The 24,463-nt window shown below is 67.8% G+C and carries 21 protein-coding genes; 17 read left to right on the top strand and 4 right to left on the bottom strand.

Going from position 1 to position 24,463, the window contains the following annotated elements:
- Positions 1-62: 62 nt before the first annotated feature.
- The 3 genes from ACVWZ8_RS20925 (at position 63) to ACVWZ8_RS20915 (ending at position 4,910) form a co-directional block, all read left to right on the top strand.
- Positions 63-2,774: a bifunctional acetate--CoA ligase family protein/GNAT family N-acetyltransferase gene (locus ACVWZ8_RS20925; protein WP_456505705.1), complete on the top strand. Its 2,712-nt coding sequence runs from the start codon at positions 63-65 to the stop codon at positions 2,772-2,774.
- Between the two features lie 146 nt (positions 2,775-2,920).
- A complete protein-coding gene (locus ACVWZ8_RS20920) occupies positions 2,921-3,664 on the top strand; it encodes a DUF5998 family protein (RefSeq protein ID WP_426977135.1) in 744 nt (247 codons plus the stop codon).
- A 1-nt stretch (position 3,665) separates the two neighbouring features.
- Positions 3,666-4,910 carry an alkaline phosphatase family protein gene (locus ACVWZ8_RS20915; protein ID WP_456505992.1) on the top strand — a complete coding sequence of 415 codons (1,245 nt, stop codon included), beginning with the start codon at positions 3,666-3,668 and terminating at the stop codon, positions 4,908-4,910.
- Between the two features lie 38 nt (positions 4,911-4,948).
- On the opposite strand, the gene sepH is transcribed toward ACVWZ8_RS20915, so the two are convergent.
- On the bottom strand, positions 4,949-6,352 hold the full coding sequence (sepH, locus tag ACVWZ8_RS20910) for a septation protein SepH (RefSeq protein WP_456505704.1): 1,404 nt from the start codon (positions 6,350-6,352) through the stop codon (positions 4,949-4,951).
- 326 nt (positions 6,353-6,678) lie between these two features.
- On the opposite strand from sepH, the gene ACVWZ8_RS20905 reads away from it, so the two are divergent.
- A complete protein-coding gene (locus tag ACVWZ8_RS20905; RefSeq protein ID WP_426977139.1) occupies positions 6,679-6,978 on the top strand; it encodes a DUF4193 domain-containing protein in 300 nt (99 codons plus the stop codon).
- 32 nt (positions 6,979-7,010) lie between these two features.
- Here the strand turns inward: ACVWZ8_RS20905 and ACVWZ8_RS20900 are convergent, their stop codons facing one another.
- The gene (locus ACVWZ8_RS20900) at positions 7,011-7,499 is read right to left on the bottom strand and encodes a DUF3093 domain-containing protein (protein ID WP_456505703.1); all 489 of its coding nucleotides are present in this window, start codon (positions 7,497-7,499) and stop codon (positions 7,011-7,013) included.
- Positions 7,500-7,644: 145 nt separating this feature from the next.
- On the opposite strand from ACVWZ8_RS20900, the gene dut reads away from it, so the two are divergent.
- The 4 genes from dut to ACVWZ8_RS20880 all read left to right on the top strand — a co-directional run bounded on the left by dut (position 7,645) and on the right by ACVWZ8_RS20880 (position 10,249).
- A complete protein-coding gene (gene dut / locus ACVWZ8_RS20895; protein WP_456505702.1) occupies positions 7,645-8,175 on the top strand; it encodes a dUTP diphosphatase in 531 nt (176 codons plus the stop codon).
- 247 nt (positions 8,176-8,422) lie between these two features.
- Positions 8,423-9,142, top strand: coding sequence for a DUF3710 domain-containing protein (locus tag ACVWZ8_RS20890; protein ID WP_426977143.1), 720 nt, complete (start codon positions 8,423-8,425; stop codon positions 9,140-9,142).
- Positions 9,135-9,488 (top strand): hypothetical protein, encoded by a 354-nt coding sequence (locus tag ACVWZ8_RS20885; protein ID WP_456505701.1) that lies wholly within the window; start codon positions 9,135-9,137, stop codon positions 9,486-9,488. The genes ACVWZ8_RS20890 and ACVWZ8_RS20885 overlap by 8 nt, the downstream gene beginning before the upstream one ends.
- Entirely contained in the window at positions 9,485-10,249 is a 765-nt protein-coding gene (locus ACVWZ8_RS20880) for a DUF3159 domain-containing protein (protein ID WP_456505700.1), read from the top strand. The genes ACVWZ8_RS20885 and ACVWZ8_RS20880 overlap by 4 nt, the downstream gene beginning before the upstream one ends.
- A gap of 61 nt (positions 10,250-10,310) precedes the next feature.
- Here ACVWZ8_RS20880 and ACVWZ8_RS20875 read toward each other — a convergent pair whose 3' ends face one another.
- Positions 10,311-11,054 (bottom strand): potassium channel family protein, encoded by a 744-nt coding sequence (locus ACVWZ8_RS20875; protein ID WP_426977148.1) that lies wholly within the window; start codon positions 11,052-11,054, stop codon positions 10,311-10,313.
- On the bottom strand, positions 11,055-11,726 hold the full coding sequence (locus tag ACVWZ8_RS20870; protein WP_426977150.1) for a potassium channel family protein: 672 nt from the start codon (positions 11,724-11,726) through the stop codon (positions 11,055-11,057). It lies immediately after the preceding gene.
- A gap of 179 nt (positions 11,727-11,905) precedes the next feature.
- Between ACVWZ8_RS20870 and ACVWZ8_RS20865 the strand changes: the two genes are divergently transcribed.
- From ACVWZ8_RS20865 to ACVWZ8_RS20825, 9 genes are all read left to right on the top strand, one after another.
- Positions 11,906-13,882, top strand: a complete 1,977-nt coding sequence (locus tag ACVWZ8_RS20865; RefSeq protein ID WP_456505699.1) for an APC family permease — start codon at positions 11,906-11,908, stop codon at positions 13,880-13,882.
- A complete protein-coding gene (locus ACVWZ8_RS20860; RefSeq protein ID WP_456505698.1) occupies positions 13,879-15,228 on the top strand; it encodes a class I SAM-dependent RNA methyltransferase in 1,350 nt (449 codons plus the stop codon). The genes ACVWZ8_RS20865 and ACVWZ8_RS20860 overlap by 4 nt, the downstream gene beginning before the upstream one ends.
- A gap of 184 nt (positions 15,229-15,412) precedes the next feature.
- Positions 15,413-18,253: an aconitate hydratase AcnA gene (gene acnA / locus ACVWZ8_RS20855; RefSeq protein WP_456505697.1), complete on the top strand. Its 2,841-nt coding sequence runs from the start codon at positions 15,413-15,415 to the stop codon at positions 18,251-18,253.
- Positions 18,254-18,400: 147 nt separating this feature from the next.
- Positions 18,401-20,374, top strand: coding sequence for a 1-deoxy-D-xylulose-5-phosphate synthase (gene dxs, locus ACVWZ8_RS20850; RefSeq protein WP_426977155.1), 1,974 nt, complete (start codon positions 18,401-18,403; stop codon positions 20,372-20,374).
- Between the two features lie 94 nt (positions 20,375-20,468).
- Positions 20,469-21,026, top strand: a complete 558-nt coding sequence (locus ACVWZ8_RS20845) for a hypothetical protein (RefSeq protein ID WP_456505696.1) — start codon at positions 20,469-20,471, stop codon at positions 21,024-21,026.
- Positions 21,027-21,150: 124 nt separating this feature from the next.
- Positions 21,151-21,384, top strand: coding sequence for a helix-hairpin-helix domain-containing protein (locus tag ACVWZ8_RS20840; RefSeq protein WP_426977158.1), 234 nt, complete (start codon positions 21,151-21,153; stop codon positions 21,382-21,384).
- A 36-nt stretch (positions 21,385-21,420) separates the two neighbouring features.
- Entirely contained in the window at positions 21,421-22,398 is a 978-nt protein-coding gene (locus tag ACVWZ8_RS20835) for an aldo/keto reductase (RefSeq protein ID WP_426977160.1), read from the top strand.
- Positions 22,399-22,475: 77 nt separating this feature from the next.
- Positions 22,476-23,492, top strand: a complete 1,017-nt coding sequence (locus tag ACVWZ8_RS20830) for a nucleoside hydrolase (protein WP_456505991.1) — start codon at positions 22,476-22,478, stop codon at positions 23,490-23,492.
- Between the two features lie 114 nt (positions 23,493-23,606).
- Positions 23,607-24,449, top strand: a complete 843-nt coding sequence (locus tag ACVWZ8_RS20825) for an ECF transporter S component (RefSeq protein WP_426977161.1) — start codon at positions 23,607-23,609, stop codon at positions 24,447-24,449.
- The last annotated feature ends 14 nt before the right edge of the window (positions 24,450-24,463 follow it).

The following is a 24,463-nucleotide window of genomic DNA, read 5'->3' as shown; positions in this document are numbered from 1 at the left end:
TGGTGGGTCCTTCTGAGGGGTGCTGGGCGGGTGCTGCGGAGGTTTATGACTAGGCTAAGCCTATGGTGGATCAGCCCGCGGACGGCGTATATCCGGAATATTGGGAAGCCGATGTTGTCCTGCGCGACGGCGGGACCGCCCACCTTCGCCCGATCCATCCGGCCGATGCCGACGCCGTGCAGGCCTTCCACGTGGGCCAGTCGCAGACGTCCATCTATATGCGGTTCTTCGCGTTCAAGTCCAGACTCTCCAGCAAAGAACTCAAGCGTTTCACCGAAGTGGACTACCGGGACCGGGTGGCCCTGGTGATCACGATCGGCGGGGAGATCATGGGCATCGGCCGCTACGACCGGCTGGACGATCCGGAAGAAGCGGAAGTGGCCTTCAACATCGCCGACGCCCACCAGGGCCGCGGCATCGGGTCCATCCTGCTGGAACACCTGGCCGCCGCCGCCCGCGAAAACGGCATCCGCAAATTCAGCGCCGAGGTGCTCCCGGAGAACCGCAAGATGTTGATGGTTTTCTCGGACGCCGGGTACGACGTCAAGCGCCACTTCGACGACGGCGTGGTCAGCCTCGAGTTCAACATCGACCCCACCGAGAAGTCCCGCGCCGTGATGGAATCCCGCGAGCACCGCGCGGAGGCGCGCAGCATCCAGGAACTGCTCGCTCCGTCCTCCGTGGCCGTGATCGGGGCCAGCCGCAGGTGGGGCACCGTGGGCTACCAGCTGCTCGAACACGTCATCGAAGGCGGTTTCACCGGCCCGGTCTACGCCATCAACCCGGAGGCCCTGGAGCTCGCCGGGATGCTGTCTTTCGCCAGGCTCGCCGAGGTCCCGGGCCCCGTGAAGCTCGCCGTCATCGCCGTCCCGTACGACGAGGTGCCCAAGGTGGTCGAGGAGTGCGGTGCCGCCGGCGTCAAGGGGATCGTCGTCGCGACGGCCGGCTACGCGGACGACGGCGAACGCGGACTGGCCAGGCAGCGCGAGCTCGTGCGGCAGGCCCGCGCCAACGGCATGCGCGTGATCGGCCCGGCATCGCTGGGCATCGTCAACACCAGCCCGGCGGTCTCGCTCAACGCCTCGATGGCACCCTCGCTGGCCCGCCGCGGCGGCCTGGGGCTGTTCAGCCAGTCGGCCGCGATCGGGGTCTCCCTCTACGCCGCCTCGAGCCGCCGCCGCGTCGGCATCTCCACTTTCCTCTCGGCCGGGAACCGCGCCGACGTCTCCGGCAACGACATGATGCAGTTCTGGGAAGACAACGCCGACACCACTGCGGTGGGCCTATACCTCGAATCGATCGGCAACCCGCGCAAGTTCTCCCGCCTGGCCCGGCGGCTGGCCCGGACAAAGCCCGTCATCGTGGCCAAGTCCGACGCGATGGGACTGCATCTGCCCCCTGGCCACGCCGTCCGGACCACCCAGGCCCCGCCCGAGGCGGTCGACGCGATGATGCGCCAGGCCGGAGTGATCCGGGTCGAGACCATCGAACAGCTCATGGACGTCGCCCAGATCGTCTCGAGCCAGGCCTTGCCAACGGGCCCCGGCGTTGCCGTCTTCAGTAACTCCCGGGCCCTTGGAAAGGTCGTCGCGGACAGCGCCGCCGTCCAGGGGCTCGGCGTGGAACGCATCGTCACCGACGTCGACCTCGACGCCGGGATGTCGCGGGCGCTGCCGGCGCTGCGGCGCAGCCTGCAGGAAACGCTCACGATCGACGCTGTCCACGCCGTCGTCGTGGCACTGCTCCCGGCCCGCGGGCTGACCGTGGAGAAGATCGCCGCAGTGCTGGCCGAATGCTCGGCGGCCGCCGGGAAGCCGGTGGTCGCCGCCTTCAGCGGCATCCTGGATCCCTCCGTGTATGTGGAGGGCATGGTCGGCGCAGATGCCGGAGATGCCGCAGCGCCAGCGGCCAGGACCACGGTGCCGTGTTATTCCAACCCCGGGGCCGCCGTCGCAGCCCTCGGCGCCGTCGTCCGCTACGCCCAATGGCTGGACCGGGACCAGGGACTCTTCGTGGAACCCGCGGGCTGCGACCCGGAGGGCACCCGCGCGGAGCTGGAAGAGCTGCTCCGCAGCGTGGGCGGCGAGCACCTGCGCAGACTCGACCAGTCGACGGCTGCCGGGCTCCTGGCGCGCTACGGCATCCAGGTGGTGCCCTCCGTGGGCTTCGAGACCGCCGAGGAAGCCGTGGCCGCGGCGGACAAGCTCGGCTGGCCGGTGGCCCTGAAGACCACGGACCCGGCGCTGCGGCACCGGCTGGACCTCGGCGGGGTGCGGCTGGACATCCAGGACGCCGCATCGCTGCGGCTGAACGTGTTGCAGATGCGCAAGTCGCTGGAACGTTATGGCTCGCCTTCGCTTGAAGTGCAAACCATGGCGCCGGTGGGGCAGGCCTGCACCTTCCGCGCCGTCGAGGACCCGCTGCTGGGCCCGGTGATCTCCTTCGGCCTGGCCGGGGATGCGGTCAATTTGCTCGATGACTGGGCGCACCGGGTCCCGCCGCTGTCCGGCTCCGACGTCCACGACTTCATCCGGGGTCCGCGCGCCTCGCGGAAACTGTTCGGCTACCAGGGGCTGCCGCCCGTGGACGTTCCAGCCCTCGAGGATCTGGCCGCCCGGCTGACCAGGCTCAAGGACAACCATCCGGAGATCGCCCTCGTGGAGTTCAATCCCGTCCTGGCCGGACCCGACGGCGCCTCGATCCTCGCCGCGGACGTCCGGATCGCCAATGCCGCTCAGCGCACCGACAGCGCGCGCCGGGCGATGCGCAGCTGAGCGCTGCGGACGGTCCGCCGCCCAGTCACTGCCGGCTGGCCGCTTCCGCGCGGCTGGCCCTGCCGGCTGGCCGCTTCCGCGCGGCTGGCCGGTGCGTGCCGCCGTGCAGTTAGCATGTCCCCAGCCGATCTGTGAAAATGGAGACCATGAGCTCCCAGTCTCCGACACCCAAGTCCCCGGCGCCCGTCTCCGGACGCCAGGGCGCACCGCACCACGGCCTGCATGACCACAGTGAGCAGGGTCAAAGCCTCGAGGGGGCCCTTCAGCAGTCCGGTTTCTACCCCCGGCTCGTGGCCGACGTGGTCGCTGACGCCCTGGACGGCCGCGACTGCGTGGCGCACCTGGTCCATCTCGAGACGCATTTCGACCGGGCCGAGGTCCGCCGCCACATCACCGTGCTGGTGCTGACCGATGACATGCTGGTCATCACCCACGTGGATGACCAGCAGCTCGATGACGCCGGCGAACAGACCGTCGCGCAGGTCTCCACGGAATCCGTCCCCGTGACCCAGATCCGCTCCGTCGTGCTCAGCTACGTGTACGCCCAGCCGCAGGACTACAAGTCCTCGGACCCGGTCCGCGAGCTGACCCTGTCCATCGCCTGGTCCGGCGGGCAGCGGCTCGACATGGGCCCGGCCAGCTGCGGCGATCCGCAATGCGAAGCGGACCACGGCTACAGCGGCACCATCGCCCAGGAGGACATTGTGCTCCGGATCAGCGCCGAAGCCGACGGGCTACAGGCCGTCCAGGACGCCAAACTCTTCGCCCGCGCCCTCCGGGCCGTGAACACCGGGTCCTCGGCCCCCACACCGCACACCGGCCCCGGTCTGCCGCCCCGCGCCCGCATGGGTGTCTTCGGAAACCGCCTCAGCCGCGGCCACCAGCGCTGAGATGGCGCCGGTCCGCGTGCCCGAGCCGCTCTCTGTGCCTTCCGCACCGTCCCTGCCCCTGACGCTCCCCACCGCACTGCCGGCCGCGCCGGCGTTCGGCCACCGCTCCATCGCCGAGGTGCTCAGCAGCGCCGCGGCCAGCATCGGGGTCCCCGGATTCGAAAACCGGCTGGATCTGCCCGCTGGCAAGCGGATCTGCGTCGTGCTGGCCGACGGGCTGGGACGGAACCTGCTGAAGCAGAAGTCGGCGCACACTCCGTTCCTGCGCTCCGTCATGCAGGCAGGCCAGGGGCGGGTGCCGGTGTCGCTGGATTCCGCCTTCCCCTCGACCACGGCAGCCTCGCTGGCCAGCTTCGGCACGGGTCTGGCCGCAGGGCAGCACGGCATGGTGGGCTACGACGTGCTGGACCCGGACCAGGACCGCGTGGTCAACATGCTGGGTAACTGGGACGCCGGGGTGGATCCGCAGAAATGGCAGCCCTTCCCCACGGTGTTTGAGCGGGCCGCGGAGCACGCGGACGTCACCACCCTGGGCCTGCCCCAGTTCAGCAACTCCGCCATGACCCGGGCGTCGCTCCGGGGCGGCCGCTACGTCACGGCCACCACCTCGCACGCCAGGACCGCCGCTGCCGCCGAGGCCATGGCCGGTGCGGGGAACTCGCTGATGTACTTCTACATTAACGAGCTGGACAAGGCCGGGCACCGGCACGGCTGCCAGTCACCGCAGTGGGAGTACCAGCTCGAAGAACTTGACGCCACCGTGCGCCGGCTCAGCTCCACCCTTCCGGCCGGCACCACGGTATTGCTCACGGCAGACCACGGCATGCTTGACGTCCCGGAATCCCAGCGGATCGACTATTCGGCGGAACCGGCCCTCATCGCCGGCGTCCGGCACACCGCGGGGGAGCCGCGGATGGTCCATCTCTATCTGGAGGACGGGACGGACGACGCCGGTCGCGCCCGGCTGCTGGCGGCCTGGCGTGCCCGCTTCGGCGACCGGATCTGGGCGTTCACCCGTGAAGAGGCCGTCGCCGCGGGGCTGTTCGGTGAGGTCCGCGCCGAGGTTGCCCCGCGGATCGGCGACGTCATGATCGCCGCCCGGGACGCCCTGGCACTCTATGACACCCGGCGGGTGCGGCCGACTGCCCTGGAGGTGGTGGGCCAGCACGGTTCCCTGACCAAGGCGGAACGCGACGTCCCGCTGCTGTGCTTCACGGCCGACGGGGCCAAGGCGCCACGCCGCTGAAAGAGTGCCGCTGGGACAGTGCCGCTGTCGACTCGCGGTTAGTCGCCGCGGGTGCCGAAGACTATTTCGTCCCAGCTGGGGACGCTGGAACGCTTGGGTTTGGCGGGCTGGCGCTCCGGCTGCTCGGACTCCCGTTCGGTGCGGACGTCGGCTCCGGCGTCACGGTGCTGGCGGCGCGGGCTCCCGCCGCCGAGGAGTTCGTCCAGGCCTTTGCTCTGGGTGGGGCCCTGCTGGCCGGCCGGACGGAGCTGGGACGCCGCAAGGGTGATCTCCCGGGTCTCCGTGCTCACACCGTCGTGCAGTTTGAGGGCGTCGTCGTCCGCGTCGTCATGCCGGGGGGCCAAGGTGAGCCGGGACATGATGGAGGGCCGGCCGTCGCGGCGGCGTCCCCAGGTGTCCGCGCCGGGCTGCTCTGTGTCCGCACCGGGCTGTTCTGCCGCTTCCGCCGCTGCTACTGCTTCCGCCGGTGCGTCCGGGCGGTCCGCTTCCGGGGCCGCGGGCAGCTCCTCGGCGGAATCCGTTTCCGGCTCAGCTTCGGCTTCGGCCGGAACTTCGGACGGCCGCGGGTGGGCCGCCGGGACTCCGTTGGTCAGGAGCAAGGCGAGGGCGTCGTCGGCGTCTTCGTCGACGCCGAGGCGCTGGCCCCGGCGGGAGCGCAGCATGTCGAGCAGCCCGTCCGCTTCCTGATCCTGCTGGAGCTGGAGTTGCTGGATGGCGTTGTGCTGGGCAGTCGCTGTCCGGGCCGCCGCATCGGCGTCGGTCTCAAAGTCAAAGGGCCGGTCCGAAACGGCCGAGAGCCGGCGTGCCGGGACGGGCCCGTCGAGCGGTTCCAGTTCGCTGAGCTGCTGCGCCCAGCGGTTGGCGTTCTGCAGGGATTTGCGGGCGGGATTGAACGTCCACATCGCCGGCGGCTCCTCGCCGATGCCGGAATGGCCGGGCTTCGGTTCGAAGCGGGCCACCACGTTCCAGCTGCCGTCCGTGCGCCGCCAGGAGTCCCACTCGACCGTCGAAGGATCGATGCCGTGCGCCGGCAGGCGGTGCGTCACCATGTCGCTCAGGGAGGCCGGGTTGTCACCGAACACCGAGCGGTATATGTCCTGGCCGGGGGCGGGGGAGGCAACTTCCACCTTGCGGGCCTGCAGCGCGATGTACTCGCGCTCGGCAAGTACCGGACCCTCATAGCGCTGGACTTTGGCGAGCGGGATGCCCGAGAGCTCCGCCACCTCCGCCGCCGTCGACCCACTGCGGATCCGGGCCTGGATATCGCGCGGAGACATGGCAATAGGCGTGGTGCCTGCGCCGGAAGCGGCCTTCGCCGACGCCCGGCTGGCCGCCACCCGAAGTGCTTCATCGATTGGCAGCTGGAACATCTCGCCGCCGGCGCCGCTCAACAGGAGATGCTCCCCGTCGTCGTGGACGCCTACAAGCCGTAGATCCTGCATACAAATCCTCCACCCTGGCATTACTAACAATCGAAACTCTGCCACCCGGAGGGGACTTTTCGGGTGAGGACAGAGGGCGCGCCGCGAATTTCCGCGACTTTCCGGCACTTTTCGGCCCGTCAAGGACCGTCCGGCGGGCCGTGTACCACTCGCCTCTGGTTTTCACCAGACGCTTAAGCAAAAATGACCCGACATCGGGCACAAAAACCGCGTGCCCGGCGTTGTCATCGGTGAACCGGGCCCGGAGGGGTCCCGGGCTTCAAGCCCGGTAGGACCAGCCGGGGCTCGGCGAACCAATCGAACCAGCGGAGTGTGAGCAACAAATAATGGCGACAGACTACGATGCGCCACGCAAGTCCGAAGAGGACCTCAACGAGGACTCAATCGAGGAGCTGAAAGCGCGGCGTACGGACAAGCCTTCCGCAGTGGTGGATGAAGATGAATCCGAGCTGGCTGAAGGCTACGAACTCCCCGGGGCAGACCTGTCCGGGGAGGAGCTCCTGGTCCGGGTGATGCCGGCCCAGGCGGATGAATTCACCTGTGCCTCCTGTTTCCTCGTCCGCCACCGTTCCCAGATCGCCCGCGAAAAGGATGGGCTCAAGTACTGCAAGGAGTGCGAGGGCTAGGCTGCGAGGGCTAAAAAAGCGGCCGGAGAGCCTCAGTTCCGTGACTGCAGGGCGGCGAGCAGCTGATCCGGGTGCCTGGTGGACGTCAGCCAGTACGGCGTGCGGTCCGAGGGGTCCGTGATCTCGATCCGGACCACCGGATCCACCCAGCCCCGGATGCACATGAACGCCAGGCCGTTGAGCCGGGTGCCGCGCTCCGCCGTCGCTTCCTTTCCCCGGTAGGCCTCCGCGGTCCCGAGGAAGCGGCGTTCGATCGTGGCCCGGCCGACGCGCAGGGTCGAACCCGTCACCGTGATGGCCGGCGTGGAGACTATCAGCAGTACGGAGATGATGACGAAGAGCACGACGGCGGCCGTGATCCCGGCGGCGATGCTGATGGGTGCGAAGACCAGGATCCCGGCGCTGGACAGTCCCGCCGACACCAGCCAGATCCAAAAATTCGGCCAGATCTTCTCCCGATAAAGAACGGCGGCGTCACTGGGGGTGTTGGAGGCAGGCACAGCTGCACTGGATTCGGGCATGAGCCCAGCCTTCCACTTTTCCCGGGCTATTTCATCTTGCCCGCCGGGCTTGGTCCGGTCCGGCACACCCACTGCCCGTTGCTGTGCCGGCCGAAGGCCGCTGCGGATAGGCCGAAACCACCGCCGGGCGTTAGAGTGAGGGATTGTGACTGAAGAAAAAACCGCCGTGACCACCCGCCCGGACGAGCCAGCGGAAACCGGCGCCGGGGAGTACGGAAACCCCACCCTGACCGTGCAGTTGAAGATGCTCGACGCCGGGCTGGAACCGCCGTCGTACGCGCACCCGGGGGACGCCGGCGCGGACCTGCGCGCCCGCGAGGACGTCGTGCTGAAGCCGGGGGAGCGCAGACTGGTGCCGACCGGCGTGTCCATCGCCCTCCCGGACGGCGTCGTGGCCCTGATCCACCCGCGGTCCGGCCTGGCCACCAAGCACGGGCTGACGGTCGTGAACGCGCCCGGAACCGTTGATGCGGGCTACCGGGGCGAAATTGCCGTGACACTGCTGAATACTGACCGGCATGAGGCGATCGAACTCAAGCGCGGCGATAGAATTGCACAAATGGTTATCCAGCGCGTCGAGTACGCACGGTTCCTCGCCGTCGAGGAACTGGGCGACTCGGTTCGCGGCGGCGGTGGCTTCGGATCCACTGGTGGCTTCGGCGCCGCCACGGCCTGAACCAGAGAAGAGCGACCCGCAGCACTGCGCAGCGGGCATTGCACAGGGGGCCTTGGGCAGTGGACCTTCGGCAACGGGCCTTGGGCAGCGGGCATTGGATAGTGGCAAAGATCCGTGGCATACGGTTCTGCGGCACGAATTCAGGATTTTGAGCAGGTACCCTAAACCGGCGGTGCCGAGGGAACGGGCAGACGCCACGCGGACGCAAAGCGTCGCGGCGGCACATCACAACGAAGGAGACAACCCGATGGTTTTTGGGCGTGGCAGGAAAGCCAAACAGGAACAGCTGAGCGAGACCGGGGACACCCTGGAGAGCGCAGCTGAAGGCTCCGCCGCGGATTCCGCGGACGGTGCAGCCCGCGGCGCCACCGGTCCCTTCGACGTCTCGGAAATCGAGAACCACGACGGGTATGTGGACCTCGGTGCGCTCCTGATCGCCCCCCAGGAAGGCCTTCAGCTCCGGCTCGAGGTCGAGGAGGCCACCCAGCGCGTCGTCGCTGTCACCATGGACCTGGACGGCTCAAGCCTTCAGCTGCAGGCGTTTGCCGCGCCCCGGTCCGAAGGTCTCTGGGACGAAATCCGCGAACAGATCGGACAGTCCGTCGGAAGCCAGGGTGGCCAGGTCGAGGAGATCCAGGGCAACTTCGGCACCGAACTCGTCGCCAAGCTTCCCGCCAGCGGCTCGGACGAAAGCCAGGGTTACCGCGTGGCACGCTTCATCGGCGTCGACGGTCCGCGCTGGTTCCTCAGGGGCGTCCTGGGCGGAGAGGCTGCAGTGGACCGCGACGCCGCCGCCGGACTTGAAGGGCTGTTCCGTCGGATCGTCGTCGTCCGGGGCGAGAACCCCATGCCGCCGCGCGACCTGCTGCAGCTGCGCCTCCCCAAGGACTCCGCCGCCCCGTCACCCAAGGCTGCTCCGGACCTCGAACAGCCTGAGCGTGGACCGGAGATCACCCAGATTGGCTGATGCCGCCCGCAAGGGAACCGCCGCCTCGCTCTCCATCAGGGGACTGCCGAACCGCGGCCGCGTGCTGTGCCACGGCTTTATCGAGGCGGTAACCTACGCGCCGGCAAGCCAGGTGGCGGCCTTCACCGCCATCGTTGCCGATCACGACGCTCCGCCGGCGAAGTCCAAGTCCACCCGCAAAGGCGCCCCGGCCCGTTTGCGGGTCATCTGGCTGGGGCGGCGGCGGATCTCCGGGGTCGCCGCCGGCACGGAGCTGCGGCTCGAAGGCATGGTCACCATGCGTGACGGCATGCCCACCATGTTCAATCCCCGCTACGAGATACTCTCCCGCCAGGAGGAGCAATGACCTTGCCCGAGAAGTCCGAGCCCCCTGCTGAACAGAACACTGCTGACCAGCCCCCTGCTGACCAGGGCACTGCTGAACAGGGCACTGCTGAACAGAACACTGCTGACCAGCCCACCATGGCACAGCTTGCCGAGGGATACGCGAGCAAGGCCGGCCTGCACCGTTCCGGGAACGGCAACATCGACGTGCTCAAGAGCGCCGGCGGCATCCAGGGCATTGCCGAAAGCATCCTGCCCGGACTGGTCTTCCTCATCGCCTTCACCATCACCCGGGAACTGCCGCCGGCACTCATCTCCTCGCTGGCCGCCGCCGCAGCCTTCACCGTCGCCCGGCTGGTGCAGCGGAAGCCGCTGACGCAGGCCCTGGCGGGGATCGTCGGCGTCGGCCTCTCTGCGTGGATAGCCAACTCCACCGGCAAGGCGGAAGACTTCTACGTCCTCGGTTTCTTCACCAACATCGCGTACATCCTGGCGATGTCCCTCTCGATTGCCTTCCGCTGGCCCTTCGCCGGGCTGCTTTTCGGGTTCATCCGGAACGAGGGCCTGGAGTGGCGCAAGCACCCTGCCCGGGTGAAGGCGTACCAGATCGGTACCTGGGTGATCGTCTCCGTGCTCGTGCTGCGGCTGCTGGTCCAGGTTCCGCTGTACTTCATGGGGGAGCAGGGCCTTGCAGGCTTGGCCACGACCCGGCTCCTGATGGGGGCGCCGCTCTACGTCCTCGGCGTCTGGGTGGCCTGGCTCCTGACCCGGCCCGCCCGATGAGCTATCAGCAAACGTCGTTCCCAGCCTTCAGAACGATGCTTGCTGATAGCGCAACCGTGGACTAGCCGTCGAAGCCCTCGTTCTCTGTCGGCTGGTTCCCGGCGCCGTGCCGTTCAGAGGTGACCGGGTGCTGTTCCTCGAGCGTTGATTCCGGCGAGAGCAGGGCACGCAGCTGGTCCTCGGCGGCGATCGTGGTCACGAAGAACAGTTCATCTCCGCCGTCAATCACGTCGTCACGGCTCGGGGTGATCGGCGCCTGGTCCCGCAGGATCGCCACGAGGGTGGCGTCCTCAGGCCACTCGATGTCGCCGACGGTCAGTCCGATGACGTGCGAGTCGTGCGGGACGGTGAACTCGACCAGCGATGACACCCCCGTGTGGAGGGTGAGGAGCCGGACAAGGTCGCCGATCTCCACCGCCTCCTCGACAAGGGCCGTCATCAGCTGCGGCGTGTTGACTGCGACGTCGACACCCCAGGAATCGTCGAACATCCAGTCGTTCTTGGGATTGTTGACCCGCCCCACCGTCCTGCCCACGCCGAACTCCGTCTTTGCCAGCAGCGAGACCACGAGGTTGACCTTGTCGTCACCGGTGGCGGACACCACGACGTCGGCGTCCTCCAGTTTCGCGTCCTTGAGCGTGCTCAGTTCGCAGGCGTCGCCGACAAGCCAGTGGGCGCCCCGCAGGCCGCTGCGTCCGATCACCTCGGGCTTGAGATCGATCAGCAGGATTTCATGTTTGTGGGCCAGCAGCTCGCGGGCGATCGACGAACCGACACTTCCCGCCCCGACGATGACAACTTTCACTTAGGACTCCTTGGCGGGGGACTTGGCAAGAATATGGGCGACTTCGGTGCTGCGGTCCACATCCAGCATCGCGTGGACCGTGTCGCCGTCCTGGTAAGAGGTGCCGGCCCCGGGCAGCATTCCCTCGCCGAAACGGGTCAGGTAGGCCACCCGGATGCCCGCAGCCTTCTCGATCGCGCTCACGGGGTGCCCGATCCAGCCGGCTTCCAGGTCCACCTCGGCGAGCACGAGCCGGCCGGAGGGGTCGCGGAAATCGCCGGCGATGTGCTGCTCCGGCAGGATCCGGCGGAGCACCTGGTCGGCGCTCCAGCGAACGGCCGCGACCGTGGGGATGCCGAGCCGCTGGTAGATCTCCGCGCGGCCCGGATCGTAAATCCTGGCCACGACGTGCGGGACGTGGAAGGTCTCCCGGGCCACCCGGGTGGCCAGGATGTTGGAATTGTCGCCGCTGGAGACGGCGGCGAAGGCGTAGGCCTCCTCGACGCCGGCCTGCTTCATCGTTTCCCGGTCAAAGCCGACGCCCGTGACTTTGCGCCCGGTGAAACCGGGGCGGAGCCGCCGGAAGGCACGGTCGTCCTGGTCGATGATGGCCACCGAATGACCGGCGTCCTCGAGAGTGTGCGCCAGGGTTGCCCCCACCCGGCCACAACCCATGATGACGAAGTGCGCCACACGTGCCTCCTAATGCTTCGCGGTCTGCTGCTGCGTAAAACTCTACCGGCCATGCGGCGCCCCGCAGCCAGTGCCGCAGCCAGTGCCGCGCCCCGCCGCCGGGCGGGGGAGGCTTGCCGCCACGACTCAGCGGACGAAGCCGTCATGACATCGCGTGCGAATGCGACTAGCTTTGTCTGGTGCTGACAATTTTCAATGCCGTGAAGCGGGTGCTGGTAGGCAAGCCCTTCCGGAACGAGAGTCTGGCCCACACCCTGCTCCCGAAGCGGATCGCGCTGCCCATTTTCGCCTCCGATGCGTTGTCCTCCGTGGCATACGCGCCGGACGAAATCCTCCTGACGCTGGCCCTGGCCGGGGTCAGCGCCGTGGCGTTTTCACCCTGGGTGGGGCTGGCCGTCATGGTGGTGCTGCTGACGGTCGTCGCCTCCTACCGCCAGAACGTCCACGCCTACCCGTCCGGCGGCGGCGACTACGAGATCGCCAACGTAAACCTGGGCAAGTACGCCGGCCTCACTGTCGCCGCAGCGCTGCTCGTTGACTACGTGCTGACAGTGGCCGTGTCGATGTCCTCCGCCGCCGCGTACCTGACCACCGCCGTCCCCTCGCTGCACGGCCAGCAGGCCGCCATCGCCACCATCGGCGTCGTGATCCTGGCCCTCGTCAACCTGCGCGGCATCCGCGAAGCCGGCAGCGTCTTCGCCGTCCCCACCTACATCTTCATGGCCTCCATCCTCGGCATGACGGCCGTCGGCATCTTCCAGGCCGCCACCGGGCAGCTGGGCGAGGCGCCCTCGGCGGCCTTCACCATCGTGCCGGAGCAGGGCTTCGACGAAGGACTCGTCGGGCTGGCGGGCGCCTTCCTGCTGCTGCGCGCGTTCTCCTCCGGCGCCGCCGCCCTGACCGGCGTCGAGGCGATCAGCAACGGCGTGCCGAACTTCCAGAAGCCCAAGAGCAAGAACGCGGCTACCACGCTGCTGCTGCTTGGCGTGATTGCCGCCTCCATGCTGGCCGGCATCATCTACCTCGCCAACGCCACCAAGGTGCACATCGTGCTGGACCCGGCAAAGGAATTCCTGCTGGACGGCAAGCCGGTGGCGGAGGACTATATCCAGAGCCCCGCGATCAGCCAGATCGCGCAGACCATCTTCGGCGCCGGATCGATCCCGTTCTACCTCGTGGTCGCCGCGACCGGCGTGATCCTGGTGTTCGCCTCCAACACGGCCTTCAACGGGTTCCCGGTCCTCGGCTCGATCCTGGCCCAGGACGGCTATCTGCCCCGCCAGCTGCGCACCCGCGGGGACCGCCTGGCCTTCAGCAACGGTGTGCTGGCGCTGGCCGCCGGCGCCCTGGTGCTGATCATCGCCTTCAACGCGGACGTCACAAAACTCATCCAGCTCTACATCGTGGGCGTCTTCATCTCCTTCACCATGAGCCAGCTCGGCATGATCCGGCACTGGGGCCGGGAACTGAAGCTTGCCAAGGACCCGGCGGCGAAGCTGCGGATGGTCAAGTCCCGGACCATCAACACGATCGGCTTCGGCATGACCGCCCTGGTCCTGGTGATTGTGCTGATCACGAAGTTCGAACAGGGCGCCTGGATCGCGCTGCTGGCGATGTTTGTGCTGTTCCTCATCATGTGGAGCATCCGGGCGCACTACGACAACGTGGCCAAGGAACTCGCCGTGGATGAGGACTCCTCGCCGCGCGCCCTGCCCACCCGCGTGCACGCCGTCCTGCTCGTCTCGCACGTCCGCAAGCCTGTGCTGCGTGCGCTGGCCTACGCCCGGGCCTCGCGCCCCTCCCGGCTCGACGCCATCACCGTGGACATCAGCCCGGAGGAGACCGAGCAGACCGTCGCCGACTGGGAGAAACTGGAAATCCCGGTACCGTTGACGGTGCTGGCCAGCCCGTTCCGCGAAACGGTGACGCCCATCATGGAGTACGTCAAGAACATGCGGCGCGACTCCCCCCGGGACCTGATCGTCGTGTACATCCCGGAGTACGTCGTCGGCAAATGGTGGGAGCAGCTGGTCCACAACCAGACCGCGCTGCGCATCAAGACCCGGCTCCACTTCGAGCCGGGAGTCATGGTTGCCAGCGTGCCCTGGCAGCTGAAATCGTCCGAAGAAGCCAAGAAACTGCAGGATATCCAATGAGCCCCGAAACAGCCACGCAATCCCACACCGACCTCGTGGTCGACGTCGGGCCGGTGGCCCATGGCGGTCACTGCGTTGCCCGGCATGAGGGACGCGTGGTGTTCGTCCGGCACGGGATCCCGGGCGAGAAGGTCCGGGTCCGCCTGACCGAGTCGGCTCCGGACGCCAAGTTCTGGCGCGGCGACGTGGTGGAGGTCCTGGCGGCATCCCCGGACCGGGTGGAGCACTTCTGGGACTTTGCCGACTCCCGCCGCTCCTGGTCCCACCGCCACCCGCCCCTCGGCGGGGCGGAGCTGGGCCACATTTCACTGGCACGCCAGCGCAGCCTCAAGGCCGAGGTGCTGGCCGAACAGCTCAAGCGCCTGGCCGGCGTCGAGCGCGTGACCGAAGTCGAGGCCGTGGACGGCCCCGCGGCGGCAGGAACGGCCGACGGCCTGGCCTGGCGGACCCGGGCCGGCTTCGCCGTAACACCCGGCGGGAAACTCGGCATGCACGCACACCGCTCCGACACTGTCCTGCCGGTCCGGGAGATGCCGCTGGCGGTGGACGGCATCAACGCCCTCCGGCTCTGGGAGATCGATCTGCAGGGCATCGAACGTGTGGAGGTCGCGGCCCCGGCCAACGGTTCCCGCCCGCTCGTACTCCTGGTCCCGGCCCCGGGTACCCGGGCCAAGCGCCTCAGCGCCATCCTTGCGCAGCTTCCCGAGGACGTCTCGGTGGCCAGCTTTGACCCGGCCAAGGGCGAGGCCCTGCAGCTGCGCGGGCGGACCTACGTCCAGGAGACCGCGGCCGGCCATGACTACCGTGTCACGGGCGACGGGTTCTGGCAGATCCACCGCGCCGGCCCGGACACCCTCGTCGGGGCCATGACCGGCTTCCTGCGCGACGGCGGTTTCCTGGACGCGGGGGCGGTGGTCGCGGACCTCTATGCCGGGGCCGGACTCTTCACGGCGCCCCTCGCCGACGCCGTGGGCGTGACCGGATCGGTGCTGTCCGTGGAAGGATCACCCGGCACCAGCCGGGACGCCCGCAAGAACCTGCACGGCGCCTCCCAGGTCGAAATTGTCCAGGGCCGGGTGGAACGGGTGCTGCGCCAGAGCCAGCGCAATTTCGACGCCATCCTGCTGGACCCGCCCCGGGCCGGCGCCGGCAAAGCCGTCGTGAACCAGCTGATCGGCACGGGCCCCCGCGCCGTCGCCTACGTCTCGTGCGATCCGGCGTCGTTCGCACGCGACCTTGGCTACTTCCAGCAGGGCGGCTGGGAACTCTCCGGGCTGCGGGCCTTCGACCTGTATCCGCACACCCACCACATGGAGACTGTGGCGCTGCTGACTCCCCGGCGCTGATCCCACTAGGATGGGCGGAGTAGTCCGACGTCGCGCTCCGTAATCACGGCTGACCTCATGCAATACATGCTGATCCTTGTCCTGACGACTTGTCCTGACGAGTCTCAGTACCAGTTAGGTTGACCTAACTAGCATGGGGTCTGCGGCGCGACAAAGATGAAACTGTTGCGAGAGGAGTCCTGCGATGAGCATTGTGGACAGCTTCGGTTCAAAAGGCAAACTTAATGTAGCCGGTACCGAATACGAAATTTTCCGGTTGAACTCCGTTGAAGGTGCAGAAAACCTTCCGTTCAGCCTCAAGGTATTGCTTGAAAACCTGTTGAGGACCGAGGACGGCGCCAACATCACGGCCGACCACGTCCGAGCACTGGCCGGCTGGGACCCCAGCGCGGAGCCCGACACTGAAATCCAGTTCACGCCGGCGCGCGTGATCATGCAGGACTTCACTGGCGTGCCCTGCGTTGTGGACCTTGCCACCATGCGCGAGGCCGTCAAGGAACTCGGTGGAGACCCCAAGCGGGTCAACCCGCTGGCACCGGCGGAAATGGTGATCGACCACTCCGTGCAGATCGATGCCTTCGGCAACTCCGGCGCGCTGGAGCGCAACATGGAGATCGAGTACCAGCGCAACGGCGAGCGGTACCAGTTCCTGCGGTGGGGCCAGACCGCGTTTGACGACTTCAAGGTCGTCCCGCCGGGAACCGGCATCGTGCACCAGGTCAACATCGAGTACCTGGCCCGCACCGTCATGACCCGCGAGGTGGACACCGAGACAGGCACAGTCGTCCGGGCCTACCCGGACACCTGCGTCGGCACCGACTCACACACCACCATGGTCAACGGCCTGGGCGTGCTGGGCTGGGGCGTGGGCGGCATCGAGGCCGAGGCCGCCATGCTCGGCCAGCCCGTCTCCATGCTGATCCCGCGCGTCGTGGGCTTCAAGCTGACCGGATCCATTCCGGCCGGCGCCACCGCCACCGACGTCGTCCTGACCATCACCGAACAGCTGCGCAAGCACGGTGTGGTCGGCAAGTTCGTCGAGTTCTACGGCGAAGGCGTCGCGGCTGTGCCGCTGGCCAACCGCGCCACGATCGGCAACATGAGCCCGGAGTTCGGTTCCACCGCCGCCATGTTCCCGATCGACGACGTCACGCTCGAGTACCTGCGCCTCACCGGCCGGTCCGACGAGAACGTGGCCCTCGTTGAGTCCTACGCGAAGGAACAGGGCCTCTGGCACGATCCCTCCCGCGAGATCAAGTTCTCCGAGTACCTCGAGCTGGACCTGTCCACGGTTGTTCCCTCCATCTCCGGCCCGAAGCGTCCCCAGGACCGCATCGAGCTCACGGATGCCAAGGAACAGTTCCGCAAGGACATCCACAACTACGTGTCGCTCGAAGACGGCAGCGTGGACGAGTCCCTGGACGAGTCCTTCCCCGCCTCGGACCCGCCCTCGTTCACCCACGCCGATTCCCACCCCACGGAAATCGCCCGCGTGGAGTCCGCGGCGAACGGCGCCCACGGGCGTCCGAGCAACCCGGTGCACATCAAGACCGAAGACGGCCGCGAGTTCGAGCTGGACCACGGAGCGGTCTCCATCGCCTCGATCACGTCCTGCACCAACACGTCCAACCCTTCGGTGATGCTGGCCGCCGCACTGCTGGCCCGCAACGCCGTCGACAAGGGCCTGATGTCCAAGCCCTGGGTCAAGACGTCCGTGGCCCCCGGTTCCAAGGTCGTCACCGACTACTACAACAAGTCGGGCCTGACGCCGTACCTGGAGAAGCTTGGCTTCTACATCGTCGGCTACGGCTGCGCTACCTGCATCGGCAACTCCGGTCCGCTCGACGCCGAAATCTCCGAGGCCATCCAGGCCAACGACCTTTCGGTCACTGCGGTGCTGTCCGGTAACCGCAACTTCGAAGGCCGGATCAACCCGGACGTGAAGATGAACTATCTGGCCTCCCCGCCGCTGGTCATCGCCTACGCCTTGGCCGGTTCCATGGACTTCGACTTTGACACCGATTCACTCGGCAAGGACGAGGCCGGAAACGACGTTTTCCTGAAGGACATCTGGCCGAACCCGGTCGAGGTCCAGCAGGTCATCGATTCCTCCATCGACAAGGACATGTTCGCCCGCGGCTACGAGGGCGTCTTCGACGGCGACGCACGCTGGAAGGCGCTCGACACCCCGGCCGGCGACACCTTCGCCTGGGACCCGAAGTCCACCTACGTGCGGAAGCCCCCGTACTTCGACGGCATGAAGGCTGAGCCGGATGCTGTCACCGACATCACCGGCGCCCGTGTGCTGCTGAAGCTCGGCGATTCGGTGACCACCGACCACATCTCCCCGGCCGGCTCCTTCAAGTCGGACACCCCGGCCGGCCAGTACCTGCTGGCCAACGGCGTGGAGCGCAAGGACTTCAACTCCTACGGCTCACGCCGTGGCAACCACGAGGTCATGATCCGCGGCACCTTCGCCAATATCCGGATCAAGAACCAGCTGCTCGCTGACTTCAACGATGGCGCGGGCGTCGAGGGTGGCTTCACCCGGGACTTCACGCAGGCAGACGGGGCGCAGGCCTACGTCTACGACGCCGCGCAGAACTACCAGGCAGCCGGCACCCCGCTGGTGGTCCTGGCGGGTAAGGAGTACGGCTCCGGCTCGTCACGTGACTGGGCAGCCAAGGGCACGGCTCTGCTGGGCGTAAAGGCTGTGGTGGCCGAAAGCTACGAGCGGATCCACCGCTCCAACCTGATCGGCATGGGTGTCCTGCCCCTGCAGTACCCGGCTGGCGAATCCGCTGCCACCCTGGGCCTGACCGGTACGGAAGCCTTCGCCGTCGAGGGCGTCACCGCCCTCAACGAAGGCACCACGCCGAAGACGCTCAAGGTCACGGCAACGGCCGAAGACGGCTCAGTCAAGTCCTTCGATGCCGTCCTGCGCATCGATACTCCGGGCGAGGCGGACTACTACCGCAACGGCGGCATCCTGCAGTACGTGCTGCGCCAGATCTCCGCCAACTAGGGGAGAATCCCTCTCCCTGCGGGAGGAACAGCACCAGTGAAGGCCCCGGCCGGTCAATGACCGGCCGGGGCCTTCACGTTCCGGCACCCGGGCACCTCCGGAGGCGTTAGAGTTAAAAGGTATGTCTACCACTCGAAGGAGGGGCCGTTGGGAATCTTGGAGACCATCCGGAATCCGCAGGACCTGAGCAAGTTGTCCGAGGCGCAGCTGGATAAGCTGGCAGCGGAGGTCAGGGACTTCCTGATCGGCAACGTCTCCCAGACCGGAGGCCACCTCGGCCCGAACCTCGGCGTCGTTGAGCTGACCATCGCGGTGCACCGGATCTTCGACTCGCCCCGCGACAGCATCGTCTTCGACACCGGCCACCAGTCCTACGTCCACAAACTCCTGACAGGCCGGCAGGACTTCAGCACCCTCCGCCAGCAGGGCGGACTGTCCGGCTACCCGGACCGCGCCGAGTCCGAGCACGACATCGTCGAAAGCTCGCACGCCTCCTCCTCCCTGTCCTGGGCTGACGGGATCTCCCGGGCCCGGGCGCTGACTGGCGACGGCGACCGCTACGTCATCGCCGTCGTGGGCGACGGTGCCCTGACCGGGGGCATGGCCTGGGAGGCCATCAACAACATTGCCGCGGACAAGAAGCGCCGCGTCGTGATCGTCGTCAACGACAACGGCCGCTCCTACGCCCCGACGGTCGGCGGCTTCGCGGACTATCTTGCCTCGCTGCGCCCCACCATCGATTCCTTCCGCGCCGCGCCCGCCTACGAAGGCACCCTGGACTGGTGGCGTCGGAAGCTGCAGAGCGGCGGACCCGCGGGCCAGTTCACCTACCGCAGCCTCCATGCCATGAAGAAGGGCATCAAGGACTGGTGGGCGCCTCAGGGCATGTTCGAGGACCTCGGGATGAAGTACATCGGCCCGGTGGACGGCCACAACCTCCAGGCCATGGAACATGCCCTCTCCACCGCGAAGAACTACGCCGGACCCGTGATTGTCCACGCCATGACGGAGAAGGGCCACGGCTACGCGCCGGCCCGGGCGCACGAGGCGGACCAGTTCCACGCCGTCGGCATCATCGACCCGGAGACGGGCGAGCCCACCGAGGCCGGCGGCGCGAAATCCTGGACTTCCGTCTTCGCGGACGAGATCGCGGACATCGCGGACGAACGCAAGGACATCGTCGGCATCACCGGCGCCATGCTGATCCCGGTCGGGCTGCACAAGTTCGCCGCACGTCACCCCGAGCGGGTGTTCGACGTCGGCATCGCCGAACAGCACGCGCTCACCTCCGCCGCCGGCATGGCTTTTGGGGGACTGCACCCGGTGGTCAGCCTTTACGCGACTTTCCTCAACCGCGCCTTCGACCAGCTGCTCATGGATGTGGCCTTGCACAAAGCCGGTGTGACAATGGTCCTGGACCGCGCCGGGGTCACGGGGCCCGACGGCGCCAGCCATCACGGCATGTGGGACATGGCCATGGTCCAGATCGTCCCGGGACTGCACCTTGCTGCCCCGCGCGACGCCAGCCGGCTGCGCGAGGAACTCCGCGAGGCCGTCGCGATCGAGAACGCGCCCAGCGTGATCCGCTATTCCAAGGGCAGCGTCGGGGCCGAGGTGGAAGCCATCGAGCGGCTCAGCGACGGCGTGGACGTACTGGCACGCCGCCCCGCCGGTTCGACCGAAAACGACGTGCTGATTGTCAGCGTCGGGGCGATGTCCGAACTCGCCCTGGACGTCTCCAACCGGCTCGGCGCCCAGGGCATCAGCTCCACCGTGGTGGACCCCCGCTGGCTGCTGCCCGTCCGCAAGTCCATCATCGCCCTCGCCTCGCACCACCGCCTGGTCATCTGCATCGAGGACGGGGTGCGCGCCGGCGGCGTTGGCTCCCGGATCCGGCAGGAGATGCGGGCCGCCGGGGTGGACACCGCACTGAACGAGGTGGGGCTTCCGGTGGAATTCCTGGACCACGGAACCCGCAGCCAGGTGCTGGAGCGGGTTGGATTGACCGCCCAGAGGGTCACGCACGACGTCGTCGCCCAGGTCCTTGGGACCAAGGTGCCGTTCGCCCGCCCCCTGCCCGGGCAGGAACACCCCAGCACCGGCAGCCTGCCGCTGCTTTAACCAGCATGTCTGAACAGCAACCGTCCGAACAGCAACACCGTCCGACGGCGCCCCAGTGGTGCCGTTGCGGCACGGTCCAGGAAGGAACTGGCACATGAGCGGAATTATCCGGGTCTACAAACGCAACGAAGAAGGGGTCCTTGAGTTCAGGGAAGCCTGGTTTGACGAGGACTACAGCCAGTTTGTGATGAATCACGGCGTCGTCGGGCACCAAAGCAAAACCGATGAGACCGACTTCGCCGACGCCGCCGCTGCCGAGGGGCTCATGGACGCCTTCGCGGTGCAGTGCGCCGAGGACGGCTACGCCGAAATCCCCGAGGAGGAGCAGTTCTGGGTGGTGGCCCAGTACGCACTGAAGACCAAGGACGGCACCGACCGCGACCGTTACCTGGAAGAAAAAGCCAAGGACGCGCTCATCAGCCATCTGGCCTGGCGCGGGCTGGGGATCGTGGACCGCTCCGAATTTTCCGACGCCAAACTCAACATCTTCTGTCTCACCCCGGACGTCAACAAGGCCGTCAACGCCATTAAGGTGTGCATCCGCGGCGAGGATCTCGACTTCACCAAGCTGAGCATCGGCGCCGCGCCGTTCGGTGAGACGTCCTTCAAGCTCAAGCACTCACCGAAGCCCGCCAACGGTTTCAGCCTGTAGTCCACTCCACTAGTCCACACCTGTAGTCCACACCCGTAGTCCACTCCACTGGTTCGCACCGCTCGTCAGTTCACACCGTAAGGGTCACATCAGTTTGGGGGCAACCAACTGGAAGGTAACCGCAATGACGCCCAAATCCTTTGAATCGAAATCCTTTGAACCGGGCCGCACCCCGCTTCCACGCGGGATTGCGGCACCGGCCCGCAGATCCCTTGCGCACGCCGGGGTGGAAACCCTGGAGCAACTGGTGCAGCTGGGCGAACGCCAACTCGCCGGCATGGCAGGGGTCTGCCCGCGCACCATGGCCCAGCTGCAGGACGCCCTGGACGACCACGGACTGGAACTCTCGGCCGGCTGAGGCGGGGCGGCGCCGGGCCGTTATAGGCTGAATCCCATGACTGAATACCGCCGAGTGGGAAATTCCGGACTGACCGTCTCCGTCGTAGGGCTTGGCTGTAACAACCTTGGCCGGTCCAATACGGCCACCGAGTCGCAGGAGGGGACCGACGCCGTCGTGCATGCCGCGCTGGACGCCGGCATCACCTTCTTCGACGTCGCCGACAGCTACGGCCGGGAACCCGGCCTCAGCGAGACGATGCTGGGCAAGGCCCTCGCCGGCCGCCGCGACGACGCCGTCATCGGCACCAAGTTCGGCATGGACATGCGCGGAACGAACGGCAACGACTTCGGCGCCCGCGGATCCCGCCGCTACATCATCAAGGCCGCCGAGGCCTCCCTGCGCCGGCTGGACACGGACTGGATCGACCTATACCAGTTCCACACGCCGGACCCGCTGACACCCATCGACGAGACGCTCGCAGCCCTGGACGAGCTGGTGACGAGCGGCAAGGTCCGCTACGTCGGCCACTCGAACCGGGCCGGCTGGCAGATCGCCGAGGCCGAATTCGTGGCGCGGGCCCGCGGGGGAGCACGCTTCATCTCCAGCCAGAACCACTACAACCTGCTGGACCGCCGCGCCGAACTTGAGGTCACCCCCGCAGCGGTTGCCTACGGACTGGGGGTGCTGCCGTACTTCCCGCTGGCCAACGGCCTGCTGACCGGCAAGTACGCCCCGGGCAAGGCGCCGGCCGGCTCGCGGCTGAGCCACACCCGGACCAACCTCGTCCACGACGCCGACTGGGAGCAGCTGGACAGCTTCAGCGCCTTCGCCCTTGAGCGGGGCTTCAACGAGATCCAGGTCGCGTTCTCCTGGCTTGCGGCCCAGCCGTCCGTCAGCAGCATCATCGCCGGCGCCACCCGGCCCGAGCAGGTCCGGCAGAACGCCGCGGCCGTGGCCTGGATCCCGAGTGCCGCGGAACTGGCAGAACTCGACGACCTCTTCCCGCGGACGCCGAAGGTCGCCCTGTTCTAAGTGGGATTGCTCTGGGTGGGACTGTTCTTACTGGTGAAACCCTTACTGGTGAATCCGTGCTGACGCATTCCGTGCTGATGGACGTCGACACCGGAATCGACGACGCGCTGGCCCTCGTGTACCTGCTGTCCCGCCCGGAGGTGCACGTCCAGGCCGTCACCTGCACCGCCGGCAATGTGGGCGCCCGCCAGGTGGCGCTGAATAACCTGGCCCTGCTGGAGCTGTGCGGCCGCCCCGGCGTGGAGGTCGCCATCGGTGCCGAGGTGCCCCTGGAGATCCCGCTGGTGACCACCGAGGAAACGCACGGGCCGCAGGGGATCGGCTACGCCGAACTGCCGCCGGCCGCCCAGCAGATCTCGGCCCGGCACGCCGTCGACGTCTGGGTACAGGAAGCCCGGGCACACCCGGGGGAGCTGACCGGGCTCATCACCGGGCCGTTGACCAACTTCGCCCTGGCCCTGCGCCGGGAACCGGAACTGCCGCGGCTGCTCAAGGGACTCGTCATCATGGGCGGGAGCTTCTACTACCAGGGCAACACCACCCCGACGGCCGAGTGGAACGTCTCGGTGGACCCGCACGCCGCCCGGGAAGTCTTCGCGGCCTACCGCGGCCTGCCCGAGGACAAGCTCCCGCTGGTGTGCGCGCTGGAAACCACGGAGCGGATCGAAATGCGGCCGGAGCACCTGCGCCGGCTCGCCGAAGCCGCCGGCGCCGACGGCCCGGAACTGGTCCTGCCGGGCCAGCCTGAGGGGCTCCGCAGCACCTCCAGCAGCCCGCTCGTCGCCTGCCTGTCCGACGCGATCCGGTTCTACATGGAGTTCCACCGCCTCTACGATCAGGGCTACGTGGCGCACATGCATGACGCCTTCGCGGCCTGCGCCGCCGTCGGCCGCACCGAGCTCACGGCGCGGCTGGCAACGGTCGACGTCGAAACCTCCTCGCCGCTGCTCATCGGCACCACGGTGGCCGACTACCGGGGACTCTGGGGACTGCCGCCAAACGCACGGATCGTGGCCTCCAACGATCCGGAGCAATGTTTTGCCGAGCTGATCTCCTCGGTCGGCGCCCTGGCCCGCCGGCTCGGCGGCCGGTAGCGGGCACTCCGCCGCGACACCCGTTCACAGCACGGTCCGCTGCTCGCTAGGATGGTAGCTGCGCCGAGGTGACATAGGCGGATGTTGCAGCTACCCAGCCGAAGGACCATCCCCATGTCACCGCAGTCCCTGACCATCCCCGGCTCCGGCCCCGGATCTGACCCCTACTCCGGGCACCCGGCCGGCCGACGCCGCCTGCTGGAACTGGCCGGGGCTGCCGCCATCGCGGCCACGTACATCTTCCTTGTCCTCACCCAGCCGGCGGACATCGCCAACGGCCCGGCGAGCTTCTCCGCGCTCGTGGCGCTCGGCGGATTCCTGCTCGGCGCCGTGCTGCTGATCGTCGCCGTGCTGCCGGTCCTCCCTACCTCCACCGTGGTCCTGATGCCCGTGGCGCTGATCTTGAACGTGGTCCTCGGCCAGCTCATGGGCAGCACCGGGCTGCCGTTCTACTTCGACGCGATCGGCACGGTCCTGATCGCCGTCCTGGCCGGTCCCGCTGCCGGTGCCGCCACCGGAGCGCTCAGCAGCGTCGTGTGGTCCTTCTTCAACCCCACTGTCCTGCCCTTCGCCGCCGGCGCGGCCCTGATCGGCTTCCTGGCCGGCGTGGCCGCGCGCAGCGGACTGTTCCGCCGCTTCTACCTGGCACCGGTCGCGGGGTTCATTACCGGCATCCTCGCCGGCGTCGTCTCCGCACCGATCGCCGCCTTCGTCTTCGGCGGCACCTCCGGCGTGGGCACCGGTGCGATCGTCAGCGCCTTCCGCGCCATGGGCGACACCCTGCTCGCGGCCATCACCAAGCAGGCGCTGATCTCGGACCCGATGGACAAGGCGATCGTCTTCGTCATCGCCGCGCTGCTCGTCTATGCCCTGCCGCGACGCACCGCCTTCCAGTTCCCCTTCGTCCGGCGCTTCCGCGTGCTTGCCGGCAAGGCCCCGGGAACGCCCGAAGCCTGAGCCGTGCCCGCCGG

The organism is Arthrobacter sp. UYCu723, from assembly GCF_054059215.1.
Note: the sequence above shows the minus strand (reverse complement) of the source record. Positions and strands in the feature narration are given on the sequence as shown.